This is a genomic window from Rahnella sp. JUb53, from assembly GCF_004346065.1.
Lineage (GTDB): Bacteria > Pseudomonadota > Gammaproteobacteria > Enterobacterales > Enterobacteriaceae > Rahnella > Rahnella variigena.
In genome coordinates, this window is sequence record NZ_SLYT01000009.1 from 224085 (window position 1) to 243633 (window position 19549).

At 54.0% G+C, this 19549-nt stretch carries 21 protein-coding genes; 3 read left to right on the plus strand and 18 right to left on the minus strand.

Translation table 11 applies throughout. From position 1 onward, the window contains the following. Positions 1 to 38: 38 nt before the first annotated feature. The 3 genes from EC840_RS19975 to tssD are packed head-to-tail and all read left to right on the plus strand — an operon-like array spanning position 39 to position 1385. Positions 39 to 398, plus strand: a complete 360-nt coding sequence (locus tag EC840_RS19975) for a tlde1 domain-containing protein (RefSeq protein WP_113876378.1) — start codon at positions 39 to 41, stop codon at positions 396 to 398. Continuing rightward, positions 395 to 892, plus strand: coding sequence for a hypothetical protein (locus EC840_RS19980; RefSeq protein ID WP_240783369.1), 498 nt, complete (start codon positions 395 to 397; stop codon positions 890 to 892). The genes EC840_RS19975 and EC840_RS19980 overlap by 4 nt, the downstream gene beginning before the upstream one ends. Position 893: 1 nt before the next feature. Further along, positions 894 to 1385, plus strand: coding sequence for a type VI secretion system tube protein TssD (gene tssD, locus EC840_RS19985; RefSeq protein ID WP_113876379.1), 492 nt, complete (start codon positions 894 to 896; stop codon positions 1383 to 1385). A 732-nt stretch (positions 1386 to 2117) separates the two neighbouring features. Here tssD and EC840_RS19990 read toward each other — a convergent pair. The 18 genes from EC840_RS19990 to EC840_RS20085 all read right to left on the minus strand — a co-directional run bounded on the left by EC840_RS19990 (position 2118) and on the right by EC840_RS20085 (position 19398). After that, positions 2118 to 2498 (minus strand): MarR family transcriptional regulator, encoded by a 381-nt coding sequence (locus tag EC840_RS19990; RefSeq protein WP_132966726.1) that lies wholly within the window; start codon positions 2496 to 2498, stop codon positions 2118 to 2120. A gap of 26 nt (positions 2499 to 2524) precedes the next feature. Next, entirely contained in the window at positions 2525 to 2881 is a 357-nt protein-coding gene (locus EC840_RS19995) for a DUF6516 family protein (protein ID WP_181955503.1), read from the minus strand. Positions 2882 to 3223: 342 nt separating this feature from the next. Beyond that, positions 3224 to 5149 (minus strand): autotransporter outer membrane beta-barrel domain-containing protein, encoded by a 1926-nt coding sequence (locus EC840_RS20000; RefSeq protein WP_207914776.1) that lies wholly within the window; start codon positions 5147 to 5149, stop codon positions 3224 to 3226. Between the two features lie 1084 nt (positions 5150 to 6233). Beyond that, positions 6234 to 6455 (minus strand): DNA-binding transcriptional regulator, encoded by a 222-nt coding sequence (locus EC840_RS20005; protein WP_112151099.1) that lies wholly within the window; start codon positions 6453 to 6455, stop codon positions 6234 to 6236. Between the two features lie 319 nt (positions 6456 to 6774). Next, positions 6775 to 7935, minus strand: coding sequence for a phage late control D family protein (locus tag EC840_RS20010; protein ID WP_132966732.1), 1161 nt, complete (start codon positions 7933 to 7935; stop codon positions 6775 to 6777). Next, entirely contained in the window at positions 7932 to 8402 is a 471-nt protein-coding gene (locus EC840_RS20015; protein ID WP_132966734.1) for a phage tail protein, read from the minus strand. Before EC840_RS20015 ends, EC840_RS20010 begins: the two co-directional genes overlap by 4 nt. A gap of 12 nt (positions 8403 to 8414) precedes the next feature. Next, complete coding sequence (locus EC840_RS20020) at positions 8415 to 10913, minus strand: phage tail tape measure protein (RefSeq protein WP_132966736.1); 2499 nt, start codon at positions 10911 to 10913, stop codon at positions 8415 to 8417. Further along, on the minus strand, positions 10906 to 11028 hold the full coding sequence (locus EC840_RS20025) for a GpE family phage tail protein (protein WP_112150974.1): 123 nt from the start codon (positions 11026 to 11028) through the stop codon (positions 10906 to 10908). The genes EC840_RS20020 and EC840_RS20025 overlap by 8 nt, the downstream gene beginning before the upstream one ends. A 32-nt stretch (positions 11029 to 11060) precedes the next feature. Then, positions 11061 to 11342, minus strand: coding sequence for a phage tail assembly protein (locus EC840_RS20030; RefSeq protein WP_120349675.1), 282 nt, complete (start codon positions 11340 to 11342; stop codon positions 11061 to 11063). A 57-nt stretch (positions 11343 to 11399) separates the two neighbouring features. Continuing rightward, on the minus strand, positions 11400 to 11909 hold the full coding sequence (locus EC840_RS20035; protein WP_132966738.1) for a phage major tail tube protein: 510 nt from the start codon (positions 11907 to 11909) through the stop codon (positions 11400 to 11402). Between the two features lie 13 nt (positions 11910 to 11922). Further along, positions 11923 to 13092: a phage tail sheath protein gene (locus EC840_RS20040; RefSeq protein ID WP_132966739.1), complete on the minus strand. Its 1170-nt coding sequence runs from the start codon at positions 13090 to 13092 to the stop codon at positions 11923 to 11925. A gap of 150 nt (positions 13093 to 13242) precedes the next feature. Then, positions 13243 to 13569, minus strand: a complete 327-nt coding sequence (locus EC840_RS20045; protein ID WP_113876564.1) for a hypothetical protein — start codon at positions 13567 to 13569, stop codon at positions 13243 to 13245. Between the two features lie 49 nt (positions 13570 to 13618). Next, positions 13619 to 14074, minus strand: coding sequence for a tail fiber assembly protein (locus tag EC840_RS20050; protein WP_132966741.1), 456 nt, complete (start codon positions 14072 to 14074; stop codon positions 13619 to 13621). A 9-nt stretch (positions 14075 to 14083) separates the two neighbouring features. Further along, positions 14084 to 16969 carry a phage tail protein gene (locus EC840_RS25580; protein ID WP_243701098.1) on the minus strand — a complete coding sequence of 962 codons (2886 nt, stop codon included), beginning with the start codon at positions 16967 to 16969 and terminating at the stop codon, positions 14084 to 14086. A 9-nt stretch (positions 16970 to 16978) separates the two neighbouring features. Further along, on the minus strand, positions 16979 to 17506 hold the full coding sequence (locus tag EC840_RS20070) for a phage tail protein I (RefSeq protein ID WP_132966743.1): 528 nt from the start codon (positions 17504 to 17506) through the stop codon (positions 16979 to 16981). Next, positions 17499 to 18407: a baseplate assembly protein gene (locus EC840_RS20075; protein WP_132966745.1), complete on the minus strand. Its 909-nt coding sequence runs from the start codon at positions 18405 to 18407 to the stop codon at positions 17499 to 17501. The genes EC840_RS20070 and EC840_RS20075 overlap by 8 nt, the downstream gene beginning before the upstream one ends. A 2-nt stretch (positions 18408 to 18409) precedes the next feature. Then, entirely contained in the window at positions 18410 to 18760 is a 351-nt protein-coding gene (locus EC840_RS20080) for a GPW/gp25 family protein (protein ID WP_132966747.1), read from the minus strand. Continuing rightward, positions 18757 to 19398, minus strand: coding sequence for a phage baseplate assembly protein V (locus EC840_RS20085; protein WP_132966749.1), 642 nt, complete (start codon positions 19396 to 19398; stop codon positions 18757 to 18759). The genes EC840_RS20080 and EC840_RS20085 overlap by 4 nt, the downstream gene beginning before the upstream one ends. Positions 19399 to 19549 lie beyond the last annotated feature (151 nt).

Consider the following 19549-nt stretch of genomic DNA (forward strand, 5'->3'; position numbering starts at 1 on the left):
AATAGGTAATGCGTTCTTATTTTACAAGGATGAATATTATGACGTGGGAATATAACCAAAGCACGGGTGAATTGAAACATAACGGACAACTTTTCAGACAGGGTTATAGTGGGCACGGTGCCGGGATAAATAATCCAGCTATGGAGTCAGTGAATAGTCAGGGTCCGATCCCAAAAGGGTATTATCGTATAACGGGTGCGCATAACACCGTCACGCCAGTCACTATTATTCTGGAGCCTATTCTGGGGACTAATACGTATGGGCGAGATCTATTCCGTATCCATGGCGGCTCAAGGAGTGGGGGGCGTACTGCATCGAATGGTTGCATTATCATCGATGGCGTAAGTAATCGCGAACAAATCATGAACAGTGGTGACACGATCTTGGTGGTCAAATGAAAATTGTATTCTCTCTTTTGCTTTTACTTTCTTTTTCAGCAGCCGCCACGACCCAAATAACATCCGTGGAGTTAACTCAGCAGATCAAAACTCAGGGCGCCAGAGCGGTTATCACCGATTTGTACAAAGATGGCGAATCCCAATGGCTGTATGTGCTGACTAAAATAGGCAGTGGTGAACAAAACTGGCTGGACGTGGCTGCATTATTAGCGCCCGGTAGTGATGCTGATTCAGCGGAGTCGCTTGCTACTGCCGCTGCCACGGCAATTCCACATAATCCCGCAGGTGTGCTCTCCCTTCTTAAAGGTGGGGCTTTACCCTTCAGTACCGATAATGTATGTGCTTTACCCTTTTATAGCATCAAAGAACCGGAATTTAACCAATATGTCGTTGATGCAATTCAGGCTCTTTATAAGGTTCCGAACAGCAAAGCGTGTATCGATACTATTGTGAATGCTATCGGGCAATCAAACGGATTTGCAGAGGACAATTAATATGGGCATTCCTGTTTATATGTTTTTGTATGATGATGGCGGCAATATTATTAAGGGTGGCGTTGACATTCGAGGCCGTGAATACAGTGTGGAAGTGTCAGGACTGCATCACAGTGTACATATACCAACCGATAACCATAACGGTAAATTCACCGGAACCTGCCAGCACCTGCCATTCCTGATAGAAAAAGAAATCGATTCATCTTCCCTCTATCTCTACAAAGCGCTTTCTACGGGGAAAACGCTGAAGCGTGTGGAACTGAAATATTATCGAATCAACGATGCAGGGCAAGAGGTGGTATATTTTACTATTCTGCTGGAAAACGTGAGAGTCGTTAACCTGATGCCCGTGATGTTCGATATCAAAGATCCTGCAAGAGAAAAATTTAATCATATGGAAATCGCAGAATTTCGTTATGAGAAGATTACCTGGCTCTACCTCGATGGAAACATTCAACACAGTGATGCCTGGAACGAAAGGGCGACGGCATAGCCAGCGCGCAGCCTATGATGTAAAAAACCTCACTGAAACGCATAATCTTTGTGCCTAAAATCGAATTTAATAATATGAATTAAATGTATTTTTTCATTTTAGTGCCCAGACACTAGTCACATTGACAAGTAAGCCCCGTTTATTCGGGGCTTTTGCTTTAGTGCATCAGGAAGGATTGCTGCTGATGTTTATCAGGATGCAACTGAACAGCGTGAACCATTAGACGGTGGCTGCAACCTGTTCATTTACGCACCAAACGGTAAGCCGGACGGGATCATCTATATGCCAAGATGCGAAGCGATCCTTATGTTCAAGACGTATCTGCCTTAAACCTCATCTACGTCCCGAAATGTACATCTCGAACCTCGGCGCTCGCAATGTTACCCGGCTACGCGCTTCCGACTCGGCTCACTGTTTTTAATGCATCTGTTAGTACGCCTCAAAGCCAAGCCTGAACGGCGAACAGGAATGTTTTGATACTTTAGGGATCATGCAAAACCATGCGCAAAATGCATGTTTGGCTCCTTAAAGAGCTACCCACCGAAATCGATGGATTTTGCCCGCATCGTTTACATCAAAGATAACGACAAGTAACTCCTCTTTTGCGGGCTAGTTTTAAAAAGAATGGTGCTGGACACTATTCTTACCCACCTGGCCAGAGCCTACCGAAGTATGGTGATGGTTTATTAGCACTGAGTTTGTGGGGATCTCTCAGTGCTAAGCGGGGTATTCTTATGCTGCCGCCCGCTGTTCTTTAGGGGGGAACCTTTCGGTTCTAATCTCAAACTCTGTGAATATAGCCACTGGTTTAACAGAACCTTTATTTTTCACTTTCTTAATAAATCCATGTTTTTCAAGGCTACTAAGGGTGGTTGACAGATTGCTAACTTCGCGGCCTGAGATTTTGGCCAACTCACTGATCGTTTCCGGTTTCTCACTGTCCATCTGGCAGAGCAGTGCTATGTTGTCATTGTTCAGGATCTGGCCCAGGGCTACCAGTGAAGAAAACCATACTTTAGGTTCTCCTTCCGCCGGCACGTACTGACCTCTGGCAATAGCCATCACACGCTCGCGGAACATGCTTTCTGGCATAATACCGATGAGTGCTTTCATAATTTACCTCTGTGACGTGATGTCATTTACTCTGAAATTCCGGCGATAATTTTGTCAATCGCTGAGAAAAAATCTTCCATCAGTTGTGCAGCATTAACAAATTCATATGGAGTGCCTTTGTCGCTGATGGATTGGTGAAGGTGATCCCACTCCTGGATTCTGCCACGGTACATTCCCTGCTTCGTGGGGGCGACTGCGTGAGAGTTATCCATCCCATAGATGCGTTGATTATGGTGATCATGAAACGTCAGTGAGTAACGAATCCCATGTGGTCTGGATGATGTGACTTCTACCTGATAAGCCACTATCTCAAACCAGTAGCCGCAATCGTATGTGTACTTAGTACCATGCATGTTAAGTAACGTGTCTAAATCATGATCCATCAAAATGGTTCCTTTCCCTTATGACCAGAGCATAAGCCGCATAAAGGAACCTTTCAAGTCATGAGAATTAAATGTTTCGTTATATGTTGATTCTTAAAGTAATTATATTTATATGCTTTCAATACTCCGGACTTCCTGCAGGACGCAATTTCCTTCAATCCATTGAGGGGGCGGGGCTGGAGTTGGTCCCACCTCGCCTGGGCTGTCTGCATAAAAGAAGGCTTAGCGTAGGATATTCTTCGTTTCCCGGGCGGACCCCATAATAGCCCTCTGGAGTAAGGCAAGAAAAAAGCCACCTGCGGATGCGGGTGGCTTAGGTGAGTCAGTGAATTCAGGTTGTTATCAGAAAGCGTAACGCACCTTAACGGCAACGCTTTGGCTGAAGAAGCTGGAGCGTTGCTCTGAATCGTACTGAACGGTGCCGTCCAGTTGGTCAGTGAACTTGGCGGTCACGCCTACACCCGCCATCCCAATCCACGGGCTCTGCTCCATGCTCTGGTAGGTGATCGGGGTATCAGGGCTGCCGGTAAATGCGATTCGGTTGGCGCTACGATCATTGATGGTGTCATACCCCACACCAGCCGTCGCATGCACATTGACAATGTCAGACACCTGTAAACCCAGCTTGGCTTTGGTGGAAACAATCATCGCTTCAAGGGTCTGCCCATCCACATCCAGGCTCAGATCGCTGGCATTTTTCTCGGTGTAACCTTTGTCCTTGATACTGTAGTAGTCGCCACGCACTATCGGCGTCAGGGTCAAATTGTCAGTCAGATTGAAGATGCTCTGTAAACCGAGGCCCGCCTGCACGTTATGGCTGTCATAGCTGGAACGCGCCACACCGCCAAAAGCCAGGTCAGACGAAGACGGGTTAATGATGTTCAGGTAACGATTACCGTCAACGGTGTCGCGGCCGTAGCCCGCTTTCCAGGTCAGAGATGTGGCCGGGGTGAAGTCAAAGCTGCCATAAAGCAAAGTATTCCAGCTTTCAATCTGCGCATCATGGCGGAAATCGTCTGAAGTATCCTTCACATCGGTGCGGCTGGTGCCCACTGCCACGCCCACGCGAAGCTGTTCTAATACCGGCACATCGGCACCAATGGCGATACCGCGAGTATCAGATTTATAACCATCCAGACCACCACGTTGTTCCTGGTTATCCCAGCGACCTACCGGTCTGATCCATAAGTACTTCTCGGGATTAAACTCTTCGTATTGACCAAACTCACGCACGGAGTCCTGACGAGAGTCCACAATATCGCCAAAGGCACGCGCATTATTTAACTCGGCATAGGGCAGCATACCGTTCATCAACGGCCCTAACTGCACCACGTTACGGTAAACCTGTTGTGCATTGGATGAGGACGTGATGGCACAGACCGTCGCTCCTAACGCGCCAGAGCAATAGCTGGACTCGTTACCGTTGCCACTGGTTTCAGGGGTTGTGCCGGGAATAGTACCCGAACCAGTGCCTTCGCCAGCGGAAGTCGTTTTGGCTATAATCTGGTCGATAGCGCCACCGATACGGGAAGCCGTCGGTGAGGCGGTTTGCGTGGTGACCGCTTCTTTTACGCTGGTAAGTCCCGTATCGACGATGCGTAATGAGTAACTCGTGGGCGTCAGCTCCTGCACAAACTGGAAGCGCAGAGAGTCATCAATCACCGATGTCGGTGTGCCCACAATACTCGGGGCGGTAACCACATCACTCAATACATCACCATTGCTAAAGTCCAGGCTACCATTGGTGACCACAATGGTATTACCCGCCAGCGATGCCGTTCCGCCAACCTGAAGTTGCCCATAATTAGTGGCATTCTCAGCCTGCAGAGCTAAGAAGGCATCTGAAGACTGGCTGTAGTTGGCGACTCGTGAAGGGGAATTATTATTGAGCAAATCAAACAGACCACTGTTGCTCATATTCGTTGTGGGAGCATCAACCCTGCCAATAATAATGCCTTCATTATTGATGCCGTTATTCACGGTGCTGGTTTCGCTGACACGGATCGCATCCCCTTCGATTGAACCAATAACGCCGCGGTTAAGCAGTAAATTGGTTCCGCTGGTATCGTCAAGGGTAATCCCTCCGCGCCCGGCAGCAATAATCCCATCGTTGATAATGTGTGAAACTTGCGCGTTATCTTGCAACGAAATGCCACTGTCTGCCGCTTCAATTATCCCAGCGTTATCAATGGTACCGGTTGAATCACGGCTAAAGTTAATACCATCGTCAGTCTCAGAGTAGATCACACCTGAGGAGCGGTTTACCACCGCGACGTCGTCAGCCGTAGTTGTGGCCGTATCAACGAAGATACCGGAACCGCTCGGGCCGTTTGCTGTGATGCTTCCGCTATTGTTAATTGTGATGTTCCGGCTCTCTCCTGTTACCCAGATACCATGGGATTGAGCACCGGTAGTGGTAATAACTCCATTGTTATTTAAGGTGCTATTGCCGATGTTTGCATCTAACAGGATCCCTGAACTGACGTTCCCCGTTGTACTTAACTGTCCATTATTGGTAATCGTGCTATCAAAAACACCAGACAGATGGACGGCGTTGGAATTGCTGCCCGAAGTGCCTACGAAGGCGTCGTTGATTAAAGTGAACCCACTGAGGGTTTCTAAAGCCACACCATCACTGGTGATAGCGTCAGTTGTAATATTGCCCTGGTTTTGAAGGCTGCTGGATGAGGTAGTGAAATAAAAAGCAGGCGTATCCTGTGCAGTAAGAGCAATTTGCGTACGAGGAATAATCGTCGCTGTGATACCGCTTGCATCAGTAAAGGATTGCTGCGTATTTATTATTCCATCACAGATTATGCTTACGTCATTCCCCGCTGCGGGACTACAGGCTGCCAGAGCATTCACAGGGTTAAATAACCCATAGCTGCCAGCGATCCCACTAAAGAGAAATAACTTCATTTTTGTTTTCAAAAATATATCCTTCCCCAGAAAAATTAATCATTAAAAATAATGAGCAAAAAGGGTGCAGAACCGCCCCAGAAGTAATGCTCACAGATAATAGTAGGCGGGGAAACGATAATAGCCAGCCAAAAGGCTATTGATTATATTTCGGATGGGATAACGATATTCCAGGGAGGTAATCGTTGATTTTACCGACGCAGTCATTTACCCGCCCGGCTCAGGCCAGCATTGGCGTCAAATACACACCGCATATAACTCATTGATTTATAGTGATCGCGTTGTAAGTGCAGGAAAAAAAAATGGTAAAAAAGGCACATTTTTGTGCCTTAGGAAACGATATTAACTACATGAATTAAATGGATTTATTCATTTCAGTGTCCACACATTGACCACATCGACAACTAAACCCCGTTTATTCGGGGTTTTTTCTTTAGTGCATCTGTAGGGATTGCTGGCTGTGTTTGTCTGGATGCAACTGCACGGCGTGAACCGTCCCAGGCTCAACAATGATGTCAGCAATCGACTCATGAGTTTTGAACGTGCAGCTGCAATTAATATTCTGGCACTGGTGATAACGTTCTTTGGTGTTGATGCTCAGGTAACGACTTGAACGGGCGTGGGCGGCGTGCTGGCATTTCGGGCAGTGCATCATAATAATCACCATATAATCATTTTTAATCAGATGCAATCATTGTATGTTATTGCTCAAAACATACATCCGGGATTACAGTGTTTTACATTACAGGTGACAAATTCCACAAGGCAGACGAGATGACAAATCAGGACGATATACAAAGCGCGATCCGTGACGCTGACGAAAGGGAACGCTATATCTGGCGTCGTGCCCGTTGGTTTATGAAGGCTGTATGGGTTTGCCTTCTTATATACGTACTCTTCCCTGAAGTAATTAGGTTATTTTATTGTTTCTGAATAATTTTTAGAAACTCATAAAGAAACTGTGCATTCATCATTCACAAGCTATCGCCCCCGCTCGCCTCATAACTCACATCCGACAACAATACCTCCAGATTCAGCACCGTCACAAAGCCACTGCCGCCCAGGCTGTGCGTCACCTTGCTGATTATCCAGGGCTGCGCGTCGATCACGGATTTAAATCCGGACACCGCCACCGGCGTTTCAGGAAATAAATCGGCCCGCCCGCGAGCCAGGGAGATCGAGAACTCCGCGACACCGCGCTGGAGTTTGTCCCACTTCGCCTGGGCTGCACGCATGGCCGCTTTCTGCGTGGCGTAGACGGTAGTGAGGGTAAACACATTGTCTTCACTGCCCGCCAGGTAATCGCCTTCTTTCGCCTCTGGCGTTTTCTGCACCTTTGCGCTGACCTTCTTCGCCTTCGGATGTTGCAGGGCACGCAGGTACTGCACTTTCGGTTTCCGCTGCACCTTCACCTTTTTCGGCTTCGGGTCTTTGGTATGCAGCCAGCTTGCCGATACGCCGGTATAGGCTCCACGGTCAGCGATATTAAACGTGTGCCCGTCGCCGTCGCTGCGGATAATCGTCATCTGCGGGATGGGTTTCCCGCTGGCAGTCTTTGCCGCACCAGGCTTGATAAACAGCAGGCTGCCCGCCTTGATGGCGACAACCGCGCCGTTCAGCTCCGCCAGGCGCGTGATAAATTTCGCGTCCGTTTCCTGGGTCTGGTCGATGTGCGACACCGGCACGCCCCTGAAAGGTTCAGCAATCGCGGGTTTGAGGTTGTTGCGCGCCGCCACGGCGGACACCACCGCTTCCAGCGTCGTGTCGTGATAGGAGCTGTCGCGGCGGGAATTCAGGCTGCCGCGATAGTCCGCACTGCGGGCGCGGATGGTCAGCGTGTCCGGCGTGCCGCGATGCTCTACCTCATCCACGGTAAAGTCGCCTTTGTTCGTCAGTGCCTGACCTTTCCAGCCGAGCGCGATATTAATCACCGCGCCGCGTGGCGGCATGTCCAGCAGGCCGTCCGTGTCGCTCAGCTCAATGTCGAGCTGGTCAGCCTCAAAGCCACGATTATCTGTGAGCGTCAGCGAGATCAGCCGGTTGCTGACGTCCTGTGTGATGTCTTTGCCGCCGACGGTCACCGTGTAGTCCGGAGCAAACAGCGCACCGGCTCCGATGGTCATATTTGTAATCACAGCAGCCCCCCAAGCTGTCCGGTTAAACCACCTGCCTGATCCAGCAGCCCGTCGGCCTGGGCTTTCATATCGCCGAACATCGCCGCCAGTGATTCATCCACGCGGGTCAGCGTCAGCGTGAATTCAATCCGGCGGGCGGCTCCGTTGGAAAAATGTTCCGTGTGGGTTTCGCTGACGCTTTTCACCACGAACATCCCGTAAATGGTGCCGCTGCCTTCCAGCAGAGGCCACGCCTTGCCCTCGTCAGCCATCAGGTTAAGTGCCATCAGCGATAATTTTCCGCCGGTGATTTCCGGCATCAGCACGCCGGACAGGGTAATTTTCTCCTCATTCACGCCAAGGAACTGCGGCAGCGGACGCAGGCCGACGCGGTTATTCGCAGGCCAGCGGTAATCGACGTCGCGCTGCAAACTTTGATAGGGGACGGTCTGCAACTGAAACACAAACAGCCCGAGCGTTAACATCATGCGGATATCTCCTTAATCATTATCCATGCGGGAACGTTGCTGTGCGGCGCGTGCGCGGTCACGGGCTTCCAGCTCGGCGCGGATCTGACGACTGGTATCCTGGACGCCTAAACCGGCACCGGCGGCAATGGTGTAATGGTGCGTGCTGCGGTCGATATAGCTGCGCCCGCCGCCGACAGATACCGGCGTGTAACCGCCGCCCAGAAGGCCGCCAGTCGGTGGCGGGGTGACAGGCGCGGGGTTATCCAGCGGATGTTCTGCCGGATCCGTATCGCCGTTTTGCCTGGAACGCCGGTCAGCTTTGTCCGCCGTTTTATCAATGTCTGCGGATTCATCCTTGATGATGCCGAGCTTCTCCAGCAACCAGTCCACGCCCGAACGCAGTTTATTAAACGCCTGTAACGGCGCGGTCAGCGCGTTGGCGATGGCCTGCCCGAACATCACGCCTGTGTCCTTGCAGTTGTTCAGCGTGTCCTGCGTGGATTTCACCGGTTCAATCAGGTCTTTGAACCACTGCCAGACCATTTTTAGTTTGTCGCCCAGCCAGTCAAACACCGGCTTGAGCGGCGCAAAGAGTTCCTTCACCGGCGCGAACGCAATGCCGAGCCCTTCAATCACCCCCGCGAAGAACGCGCTGATCGGCTCCCAGTATTTACGGATAAGCAGCGCACCGGCGACAAACAACGCGCCCACACCAACAATGATCCCTCCCACAGCCCACAGGGGCATACTTAACCCGCCGATAACCGTGGCTATTGCTCCGCCTGCTATGGTCAGAACTGTCCAGAGCGTACTGGCAGCAGCTACGATCAGATTAATACCGCTGATAACCGGACCCGCCACCAGACCAAACACGCCGAGCGCGCCGATAATCAGCAGCGCACCGCCCGCAATTTTGCCGAGCGTCGTCGCCAGGGCTTTATTGTTCACAATCCACTTATCGAGTTTCAGCACGTAGCCGGTGGCGGTCTGCACCAGTTTGCGCAGGGAGGAATCCTGCTGATCGAACAGGTCGGTTCCGACGGCCTCATAAGCTGACTGAAATTCCTTAAAGTCGCCGCCGAGGTTGTTCTGCATCACCTCCACCAGCGCCTTGGTTTTTCCGTCCGAGGTTTTGAATGCCTGGGTAAGTTTGTCGAGCTTGCCCGACGTTGCTCCGTCCATCAGCACCATCGCCGCTGAACTGGCTTCCTCGCCAAAGACGGCTTTCATGTACTGCGCCCGCTGTGCATCACCAAGCTTATTTTTCTCAAAGCTCTTTTGCATTTCTTTCAGGATGGTAAACAGCGGGCGCATGTTGCCTTTGCTGTCCGCCGTTTTCACCTTCAGCTCACCCAGTGCGGCGGCGGCGGTGCCCGTAGGTGCCTGCAGGCGGGTAATGACAGCGCGACTGCCAGTACCCGCCATTGAACCGGTGATTTTGGCATCCGCCAGGGCGGCAGCCATCGCGGCGGTTTCTTCGACGCTGATACCGGCCTGTTTTGCCACCGGCGCGGCATAGGTCATGGTGTATGACAGCCCGTCAAAGGTGGCGGCAGATTTATTCATTGCCGTAGAAAGCACGTCGCCGATGTGTGACACGGTGTCATTGGTCATGCCAAACGCGGACTTCACGCCCATCAGCAGGGTGGCGTTTTCCTCCATGGTGCGCTTGTTTGCCAGGGACAGATTCAGGATGGTCGGCGTCGCCGCCAGAATGCCGTCCTTGTCCGCGCCGGATTTGGCGACAATGATTTGCGCGGCGGCGGCATCGTCGGCAGAGGCGGCGGTATTGTCGCCGAGCTGCCGCGCCTGAGTGCGCAGGGCGGTCATATCGGCAGAGTCTTTTTCTAATCCTAACGTCGCCTGTAACTCTGAGTTTTTCAGGGCAAAGTCATATCCGGGCTTGAGCATCCCGGCACCGGCTACCGTGCCCGCCGTCGCAATCCCGACGCCCGCAGCCCCCGCACCCGTCACGCTACCGGCGAATTGTTTACCCTCCTGATACCGCCCTTTCACCGCGTTGAGTTTGGCCTGCTGCGCGCTGACGCGTGCCAGGGATTCGCGCTGGCGGTTGAGCTGTGCGGTGGTTTCACTGATGGAGGTTTTCAGGCGGCGCTCAGAGTCAGACAGCGTGCGCGTGCTGATGCCCGCCTGGCTGAGTTCCGTGCGCTGACGCTGCACCGACTGCCGCAGCCCGTTGAACTGGGTCTGCAACTGCGCGGCGGTACGCTTCGCGGACTCCATCGCCTGCGCCTGGGCGCGGGTCGGGTTGGCGGTGTTTTTGAACTGGATAGCCAGCGCCGCCGCTTCCGCTTTGGCGTCTTTGAGTTTCTGACCGGTGACGGCAAGCTGCGCGCTGGATTTCCTGAAACCGTCAATCTTTCCGGCCTGGGCGTTCAGGTCTTTGAGCGTGTTTTGTGAATTACGGATATCTCCGGACAGCGCCTTACTGGCGTTCTGCACCGCTTTAAACGGGCGGGTCGCCTGGTCAACCGCCTTTAACAACACCTCTAACTTTACGTTACTCACTGTCGGTGGCTCCGCTGCGCTGCATGGCCTTATGACGCCACACCAGCAGCTCGGTCAGCGTCATCGGGTTCAGTTCTGACGGCGGCCAGTGAAAAATCACCGCCACGTCCGCCATCAGGTCATCAACGGTCAGTGCCGCCGGAAGTGTTACTGTTCCGATTTCGGCGATAAAAAACCGATCACCTTGCCCGCCATGGCAATCAGGTCGGGCAGATGCAGGCTTTTGCAGTCCTGAGTGGTCAGGTTCGGGACGGTAATGCGCGGCAGGATCACGGTCAGCGCGTCAACGTCGGCATTCGCCAGCGCCGCCAGGCCAATCCCGCGCAGGTGTCCGGCGTTCGGTTTGATGATTTCAATCTGCGTGATCAGGGTGTCGCCGCGTTTGATCGGTTCTTCCAGGATAACGATGTTTTCATTCTGTTCTGACATAGCGGTGTCTCTTATTCAAAAGGGAGTGAAGCGCCGGTGTCCGGCGCGGGTTACTGATTACAGGCCGATGTTTTTGCGGTGCTCCGCCACGCGGTCAACGCCGCCGACGATTTCCACCATGTTCACGGTATCGACTTCAATCACGTCTTTGCCGTCAATCGTGAGCTTGAAATAGGTGCACTGGGTGGTGATTTTGGTTTCGGTGTCCTCACCCTGTTTGTACTCGCCGAAATCCATTTCTTTATGGCGTCCGCGCAGGGTGACTTCCACGGCGGAGGTGTCGCCGGTGTCGTCACGCTGGAAGGAACCTGCAAAGCGCAGCGGCACGGCATCCACCGCGCCCCACTGTTTCAGCACCAGTTCATCAAGCCCGCCCACCGTCCACTCAAAGGTCTGCGCGTCATCGTCCAGGCCAAAATCAATCGAGGCCGAACCGGTCATGCCGCCGCCGCGGTAGTTCTCAAGCTTGCGGGTGAGTTTCGGCAGCGTCAGCGCGCTGACCATGCCGAGGTAGCTGTTCCCGTCGTTAAACAGGTTCAGGTATTTCAGTTTCTTTGGCAGTGCCATGTTTTAGCGCCTCTTAGCTGTTAACGGAGGTGGCGAACGTCGCCAGGTACTGGTCGGTGATGCGCTGACGCAGGGTCAAATCTTCCAGCGGCGGCACCGGCGTATAGTCGTAATCAATGAACAGCTTGCCCGCTTTCAGGGTTTCGACGGTGTTGGCTTCGGGGTCATACCAGCAGGAACCATCAATGATCAGACCGGCAGATTTCATTTCGCGCAGCTTGGCGTTAATGCCCGCAATCATGTCTTTGATAAGCGTCGGGGTCATTGGCCTGTCCATCGCCCACAGGTGCGCTTCTGCCATGGTGTCCGCCAGCACCTGCGCGGTGCGGGTATAGTTCTCAAACAGGAACAGCGGATCGTCAGAGCAGGTGCGCTGCCCCCAAAACTTAAAGCCGTCTTTGCGGATAAGCGTGGTCACGCACGCCTGATTCAGCAGGTCGGCATCGGTGCCGGTGGTCTGCAAATCCCAGTAGACGCTGGCAGACAGGCCGGTGACGCCGTTGATGCCGACGTTTGAAAGCGTTTTATGCCAGCCGGTTTCGGCGTCGATTTTGGCACGCAGGCCGAGCGCGTAAGCCGTCGCGGGCGCGATATCGCTGGCATTGGTGGTGGTGTTCCAGGACACGAAATCAGGCCAGACAACCATCAGCTCACGCTGGCTGAAATTGTCTCGGTACTTGATGGCATCGGACACGGTTTTACATCCCCAGGCGCTGACGTAGCCAAAGGCGCGCAGCTGCTGACAGACGGCACCGAGCGCCGTCGCAACTTCCAGATTATCCAGCCCTGGCACGCCGAGAATGCGCGGCTTTACGCCGAGTTCAGTTTGTGCAGACAGCAGGGCTTTCATGCCGGTATACATGCCGGTTTCGTCCGAACCGCCGATGATATTGGAGGTGGTTTGCGCGTCGGTTTCGCCCTCTGCGACGCGGACAACGACGACAACCGGTTTAGCCTGGTTGGCGATTGCCATCAGGGATGAACGCAGCGTGCCGGTTTTTCCCGCCTTGCCTGCGGCGGTCAGTACGTTGGTGATAAGCACCGGCGTATCGAGCGGGAACGCGTCGGCGTCCGCATCTTCTGCCGTGCAGACCATCCCGATGATGGCGGTGGAAACGGTGGAAATAACGCGGGTGCCGTCATTGATTTCAACAACGCGCACACCGTGATGATAATCAGCCATGGTGTTTTTCCTGTGATTAATAAGCCAATCAATCATCGCGTGTTGGGGACAATCAGGCACGGCGTGAGGGGAGTGTGGGGAATGGCACAACGTGGCCGTCTCCCCGCCCATAACAGGGAGACGGCTGAGGTAATAAACCTTCAGAACATGTCAGGCGAAGACATCAATCTTTGTCAGTTTTGGGGTCACGGATATTTTTTTATCCGTTTCCCCCGAGCTGGATGTTTTTTTATCACCACCTTCTTCCATTTGTTTTTGCAGTAACTGCGCAAGTTGTTGATAAAGAGCCTCTAATTGCTGTTTCAGCAGTGCTTGCTCTTCTTTTGAAAGGCCTCCCTCTGCAATACGCTCGAGAACAGTTGAAATTTTCTCTTGAATATCATGTATCTGTGCCGAGATGTCCTTTTTAGAATGTGACTTACCAACTTCATTATCTGTACTTATCGGATTGCCACGCATGCCTGTATCTATAACCATCTAATCCCTCCTTTTATGAGTTAACTCCTCATAATTAATCGGAGCATGATTAAAAAGGATAAGCAGGCCAGGCAATATCCGGCGCTGCTGATAAATCCAGCCGGTTCAGGGCAATGCGGTATTTTTTCCAGGCGGTCAGGCTTGCCCGTTCCGCCTCCGTCGCGTCGTCAATATCGACGGCATCCTGCAAAGGCGCGATAGCCGCGTTTGCCTTTGCCATCAGGGCTGACAGTGTGGCGGTTGCCTCGGCTTTCAGTTCCGCCACGGACGGGGCGGGAATATCTGCCCAGGCGGGCAACCCGTCAGTGCCTGCAACCCGCATTTTCCCTTCCGGCGGGGGAAGGGTTTGGTATTCACGGTAAACGACATCACTTACCGCAATGCCATCATCAGGCCAGCTTCCCGCATCGTCGTAAACTTCCCGCAGTTCACGCGGATAAAAGCCGTTAGTGAGCGGGCTGTATACATAAAGACTTGACGTGATTGCGCTGTAATAGTTGCTCATGTTATCCCCTTACCAGCCGGTGGCTTCCCAGTAACTGCCGCCGCTGTCCTGACCGCAGGTGAAACCGATGTTATTAATAATCTGTGCCGTACCAAAGTTGTCGTTGAACGTCCCTCCGCCGCCATTGATCGCCGTTACCTGAACGTTGACGCAGGTATTCGGGAAAGGAATGGGAAAATTCACCGTAGACCAGCCGCGACTCCCTTTATTGACGACGCCCCACTGCTTAATCATGCCGGTGTCACCGCAGCGCCACCAGCCGCCGCCGAGGTTGGCGGTATTGGTATTGACCGGCTGCCGGTTGTTGGGGCTGTAAACCCGCTGCCCCCTCTCGAAAACGCCACCGGTATCAGCATTGATGTTGCCCTGGGCATTTAAGTCGCCGACACCATTAAACCTGACGTATCCCGTTTGCTGAGTGTTATTGACGTTGACCGTCCGGAATGTAAATCCACCAGAACCGCCCCCCTTATTATTGATAAAGACGGACTCGCCCTGGCTGCCACTTTCATTCCATCCGATATGCGTTCCCTGACCCGAACCTGGATTCGGGGGATTCGTCGCACGCAGGACTGAACCATACACCGCACCAGGACAGCTAAAACTCCCGTCCATTGGATCGAATAACCAGGATGCCGAAAGCCCACTATCACCAATTGCATGAATAACGGCGGTCGCAAATTTCTGCCCGCCGCTGGTGAGCGCCCCAAAACTGATGGCTGTGCCATAGCCATAACTCGTGGTTTGAATCACCCCTTTAACAATCGGCGCATATGAGCTGACATCCCGTGGTGCCTTATATCCGTAGGGAACGATGAACGGGGCATTCGGTTGGGCATACTGATTAGCAAACCCTCCCACCCCCTCCCACACATCTGGCTTGATGCTGTAGTGAGTCGCGTTGTTCAGATACCCCACGTTGCCACCAGCGGCAGGGACGGCATTTACATCAGCGGCAGCGAGGCTGATATCTTTGGTGCCATCAAACGCTACACCGGAAATCTTGCGTGCGGTGGCGAGTTTCGTCGCCGCGACGGCTGTGCCATTGCTAGGCAGTCCGCCCAGGTTTTTTAATGCGTCGGTGGCAGTTTTCGCACCGGTGCCACCACTGGAAACAGGTAGCGCCGTGTTTAATGTCAACCCACCCACCACCGTCATGGCACTGGCAAAAGTGGCATCTTTAACGACCTTCATGGTGTCATTGATGGTCAGTGGCGAATCAATGGAAACCGCCGACGTGAAGATGTTGGCAGTGTCCCTGTTATATCCCAGATACAACGTCCCGCCGGTGCCTGAACCTGCATCCTTCAGACTGGCTGACAAGGTGACATTGCCGTTGTTATGGTCACGCAGAATGACGGCATCATTACGCCCGCGGATCACTGAATTCGCATTCGTTGAGGAAAGGGTAATACCTGACTCAGGCCGTAAAACGCCGTTTGCGATTTGTACGCTGTCAGTTTGTCCGTCGCAGACGATACGGGCTTTAATGGTGCCGGTTTCATCCCTGGCATCCATACGCATCACGCCTTCACCAGCGGGATAAATGGCAGCGGACAGGCCACCCAGCGCGCGCCCAGCGTGCGGATCTGTATCGGTCAGCGTATTCGGCAAACGGAAATACATATTCCCCATTGAGGTCAGCGCAGAGGGAAGATTTGCGGCGGACACCTTGCCGACGCGGCTGGTGAAGGACATGTAAGCTTCATAGTCATTCGGTCTCATGATACCGACGCGATAATTAGCCTGGATCGAACTGGCGACCTCCAGGTTAGCAGCCATTTTAACGCTGGACGCAATGTCGGTAAGTTTGCTGAGGCCGGTAATATCCGCGTTCTCACCCGATCGGGCGACGCCCAGCCGCGTTAAATCCGTCAGCGTCATGCTGCCGCTGTCCAGAATCTTCCGCCAGCCGAACGGATAACCGCTGTCACTGAGGAACCATTTCCAGCCACCCGCCGCAGTGTATGAACCGATGCGCTCAAAAATCTGTCCGTCGTTATTAATCAGGCGCTGATAGGCCGCCGCACCCGCCGCCCAGTAGCGCCGCCAGTTGTGCAACTGACCGGCAACGACATAGGTCGCACCCAGAGGATGGTCTTCAAACGTGGCAGAAATACTGATGGGATTGGTGACGTCAATAATGGACGGGTCATCCAGACGCTTAACCTTCGTCGTGTCCGTTGCCAGCATCAGATTGCTCATTGCCCCGACGTCCGCCGCCGCCAAAGTGATATCAGCACTCAGCGCTTTGTTATTTATTTTACGGGTGGAAGGTACGCGGGTGTTGGCATTGTCGTTGGCGGTCTTCACCGCCTTTGGCGTCGCCGCCAGCGTTTCACTGGTACTGCTGACCGAGCTGTTAAGCTGCACAAAACCTTTTGCCGTCAGCGTGCCGTCGGGATGGTTACGGGATTTTTCATGCGCTGCCAGCAGGTCATTCACATACTGTTCAGTCGCCATAATCACCGAGTCATCGATCAGCAGGCTGATAGCTTCGGTGTTGCTGATGGCAATCACCATCCGCAACGTCTGCGTGCGGCCTGAACCTTCCGCCAAAGTTGGCTTGTACGTGTCCGCCATATTACAGACGGCAATCAGCGAACCGTCGTCAGCAAACAGCCCCATTTCACGCATCCAGAAGCCGCCGACGCTTGCGGAAATCACCGCCTCAGCAATCACCCAGTTACCGTGAGTCGGATCCAGCTTTAAGGAATTGAGCGGCGTGCGGTACACCTCTTTAACCAGTTTGGTCTGCGTGGCGACGGGTGTGGTCGCCTTGCCGTTGCCGTCACCGACGGCAAGCTGCGTAATGTTGATGTCAGTTCCCGCCGCAATGGCTGCCGCAATGCGCGACTGCCCGAGCGTGGTGACAACGGATTTAAATGTGCTCATATCGTCCTCTTATGCGGGGTAAACGGTCAGCAGTTCGCCAAGGTATTGCGCCGCGCCGATGTAAACATCGCCTTTGATGTCCTGGGTGATGGTCAGCCCGATCAGATGGCGGCTGGCAGGTTTAGCGTCAGCAATCAGCCTTTCCATTTCTAAATACATTTCTTCGGTGATGCCGGTTTCCAGCACGCCGATGTCCAGGCGAAACGTCCCTGGTTCGTCATTCGTTTCCCACCACTCGGTCACGTTAATCAGGTAGCCGAGCGGCTCCACCACGCGCCGGATGGCACCGATGGTTCCCTTGTGGCAGTGAATGAACCAGGCCGACTGAATGACGCGGCGCTTGGTGGCGACAGGCCAGTTTTCGTCCCATCGGTCAACCGACAGCGCCCACGCCAGGTACGGCAAAAACTTTGCCGGACAGGTCAGCGGATCCCAAAGCTGCCGCAGTGGCACCGGTACGTTTTCAAGCGCAGCGCAGGCATCGGCGGCGGCGACTTCCAGCGCGGAGGAACCGACGGGCAGCAGGCGATCACTCATCGTAACCGCCCACTTTAAGGGTGTACGCGGTGCAGAATGACGCCTGCGTTTTATCCAGCTCGATGTCAGCAGCGGGGCTTTTCAGCTCCACCCGCTGCACGCCTTCAACGTGCAGCGCGGCATAAATGGCGGACAGGCGGATGTCGCGGCCTAAGCGATGTTGTGCCGTGGTGTAAGCAATCAGTTTTGCCTCGGCGGCTTCGCGGATAGGTTCGGCTTCCGGACCAGGGAACAGATACAGCACGGCGTCGATGGTGTAATTCACCACCGTAGCCGACTGGACTGTCACGCGGTCAGCCACGGGGCGCACGTTCTCATCGTTGAGCGCGGCCTGAACCACCGCCAGCAGGTCAGCGGGGGCGGTGCCGTTGCCGGTCTGTGCCAGCACGGAAATCGTCACGCAGGCAGGCGACGGGCTGACCACTGAAATATCCGCCACCCGCCCGTCAGCCGAGCGCCCGTGATACTCATAGGAGCCGGCCGGACCGGCCACGCTCAGCCCTTCAAAAGCCTGCTGCGCACGGATACGCAAATCAGCATCGCTTTCCATCACCGCCGCCACGGCGGGCACGCTGACCGTATCGGCAGGGGGGATCGTCAGGCGTTCGACGCTGAACGTGGCGGCGATATTGTCGAGATCAGTACCGGCGGCATAAGCCAGCATCACCGCCTGCGCGGCCTCGTTAACCCGTTGACGCAGGATCACTTCGCGGTAAGCGTTCTCCTCCAGCAGCTTCACAATCGGTTCAGACTCCAGCGTCAGCGTGCGGGCAATAGCGGCCTGCTGGTCTTCGGGATAAAGCGATACCAGCGTAGCTTTGCGTTCAGCCAGAAGGATTTCGTAATCCAGCACCTCCACCACGTCGGGGGCGGGTAACTGGCTCAGGTCGATAGTTGCCATGGTTAGCTCAAGGGTAAGGTTAAGGAAATGGCGGCGGACGTGTCTTTGCGGGTGCCGGTGAGTTCCACCACACCTTTTCCGTCAAACGTCGTTTCAAAGGTGATGCCGGTCAGGCTGACGCGTGGCTCCCATTTTAGGATCGCGCTGTAGCACGCCGCCATGATTTGCAGGCGCAGCGCCGCGTTCTGCGGGCGGTCAGTCAGTTCTGACAGCAATGAACCATAGTCACGGCGCATGACGCGGGAACCGACGGGCGTGCGCAGAATGTCGCTGACTGACTGCTGAATGTGCGCCAGGTCTTCGACGCTATGCCCCGTGTCGCGAGCCAGGCCGATGTATTTGGCGTTAGTCATGAAGGCACCTGCGTCTGACCGCCGCCCGTCTGGACGCCGCCGTGTTTATGGGTATGCACAACCACACCGTTTGATGTGATGCTGCCGCCAGAGTGGGTCAGATTTCCTGTCATCTTGCCGCCTTGCTTAATCTCGATAGTGCCGGTGGTGAGTTTGTTAGTGCAGACCACCTCCGGCGTGTCGAGCGTGATGCGGGTTGTCGCCGTGCAGGTGATCAGCGGGGCAGTTACAGACACATTGTCCGAGGCGTTTACCGTGGCGGATTTGATGCCGGTTGCCAGCAGCGCGCCGGTTTCGGGTTCATATTCGATTACCGCACCGTCAGGGAAGGTGACGTGTACAGCATCGGCGGACGCTGACGGTGCCGGATAGTCATCTGAAAAAATACCAGGCATCACAAAGGCGGTATCCAGCTCGCCGCCCAGGCAGAACAGCAAAACCTGTTCCCCAATGGACGGCGCCCACCAGGAACGGGAGCGACCCGCGCGGGAGGTCAGCCAATGCAGCCAGTCGGTGACGTTGCCGCCGGAGTTCACGCGGCAAGTACCCGCAACTAAATTCACCTCGGCAACGGTGCCAATGCGGATAAGATTGCGCAGCAGGCGCGGAATGTCGTTGTTTGGGATGGATGTATTCATGGGTAGAAGAATGCAGCCCTGTCAGGCGGCATACAATTTGAGGCGGGTTGATGGTGTGACCTGCCCCCAGGATTAGATACAACGCTCACTTAGTAATGTCGGATCCTTCACTATCAGAATTACCCTTTCTCCAGCCCGCCGCAAACTCAGA

What these genes read in the sequence shown, in the direction of transcription:
- EC840_RS20015 (WP_132966734.1), bottom strand. Translation starts at nt 8,402, where the DNA reads ATGATGTTAACGCTCGGGCTGTTTGTGTTTCAGTTGCAGACCGTCCCC.
- EC840_RS20040 (WP_132966739.1), bottom strand. Translation starts at nt 13,092, where the DNA reads ATGGCTGATTATCATCACGGTGTGCGCGTTGTTGAAATCAATGACGGC.
- EC840_RS19980 (WP_240783369.1), top strand. Translation starts at nt 395, where the DNA reads ATGAAAATTGTATTCTCTCTTTTGCTTTTACTTTCTTTTTCAGCAGCC.
- EC840_RS19975 (WP_113876378.1), top strand. Translation starts at nt 39, where the DNA reads ATGACGTGGGAATATAACCAAAGCACGGGTGAATTGAAACATAACGGA.
- EC840_RS20070 (WP_132966743.1), bottom strand. Translation starts at nt 17,506, where the DNA reads ATGAGTGATCGCCTGCTGCCCGTCGGTTCCTCCGCGCTGGAAGTCGCC.
- EC840_RS20085 (WP_132966749.1), bottom strand. Translation starts at nt 19,398, where the DNA reads ATGAATACATCCATCCCAAACAACGACATTCCGCGCCTGCTGCGCAAT.
- EC840_RS20030 (WP_120349675.1), bottom strand. Translation starts at nt 11,342, where the DNA reads ATGTCAGAACAGAATGAAAACATCGTTATCCTGGAAGAACCGATCAAA.
- EC840_RS19995 (WP_181955503.1), bottom strand. Translation starts at nt 2,881, where the DNA reads ATGGATCATGATTTAGACACGTTACTTAACATGCATGGTACTAAGTAC.
- EC840_RS20050 (WP_132966741.1), bottom strand. Translation starts at nt 14,074, where the DNA reads ATGAGCAACTATTACAGCGCAATCACGTCAAGTCTTTATGTATACAGC.
- EC840_RS20080 (WP_132966747.1), bottom strand. Translation starts at nt 18,760, where the DNA reads ATGACTAACGCCAAATACATCGGCCTGGCTCGCGACACGGGGCATAGC.
- EC840_RS20075 (WP_132966745.1), bottom strand. Translation starts at nt 18,407, where the DNA reads ATGGCAACTATCGACCTGAGCCAGTTACCCGCCCCCGACGTGGTGGAG.
- EC840_RS19990 (WP_132966726.1), bottom strand. Translation starts at nt 2,498, where the DNA reads ATGAAAGCACTCATCGGTATTATGCCAGAAAGCATGTTCCGCGAGCGT.
- EC840_RS20025 (WP_112150974.1), bottom strand. Translation starts at nt 11,028, where the DNA reads ATGGCGGACGTGGCGGTGATTTTTCACTGGCCGCCGTCAGAACTGAAC.
- tssD (WP_113876379.1), top strand. Translation starts at nt 894, where the DNA reads ATGGGCATTCCTGTTTATATGTTTTTGTATGATGATGGCGGCAATATT.
- EC840_RS20035 (WP_132966738.1), bottom strand. Translation starts at nt 11,909, where the DNA reads ATGGCACTGCCAAAGAAACTGAAATACCTGAACCTGTTTAACGACGGG.
- EC840_RS20045 (WP_113876564.1), bottom strand. Translation starts at nt 13,569, where the DNA reads ATGGTTATAGATACAGGCATGCGTGGCAATCCGATAAGTACAGATAAT.
- EC840_RS20005 (WP_112151099.1), bottom strand. Translation starts at nt 6,455, where the DNA reads ATGATGCACTGCCCGAAATGCCAGCACGCCGCCCACGCCCGTTCAAGT.
- EC840_RS25580 (WP_243701098.1), bottom strand. Translation starts at nt 16,969, where the DNA reads ATGAGCACATTTAAATCCGTTGTCACCACGCTCGGGCAGTCGCGCATT.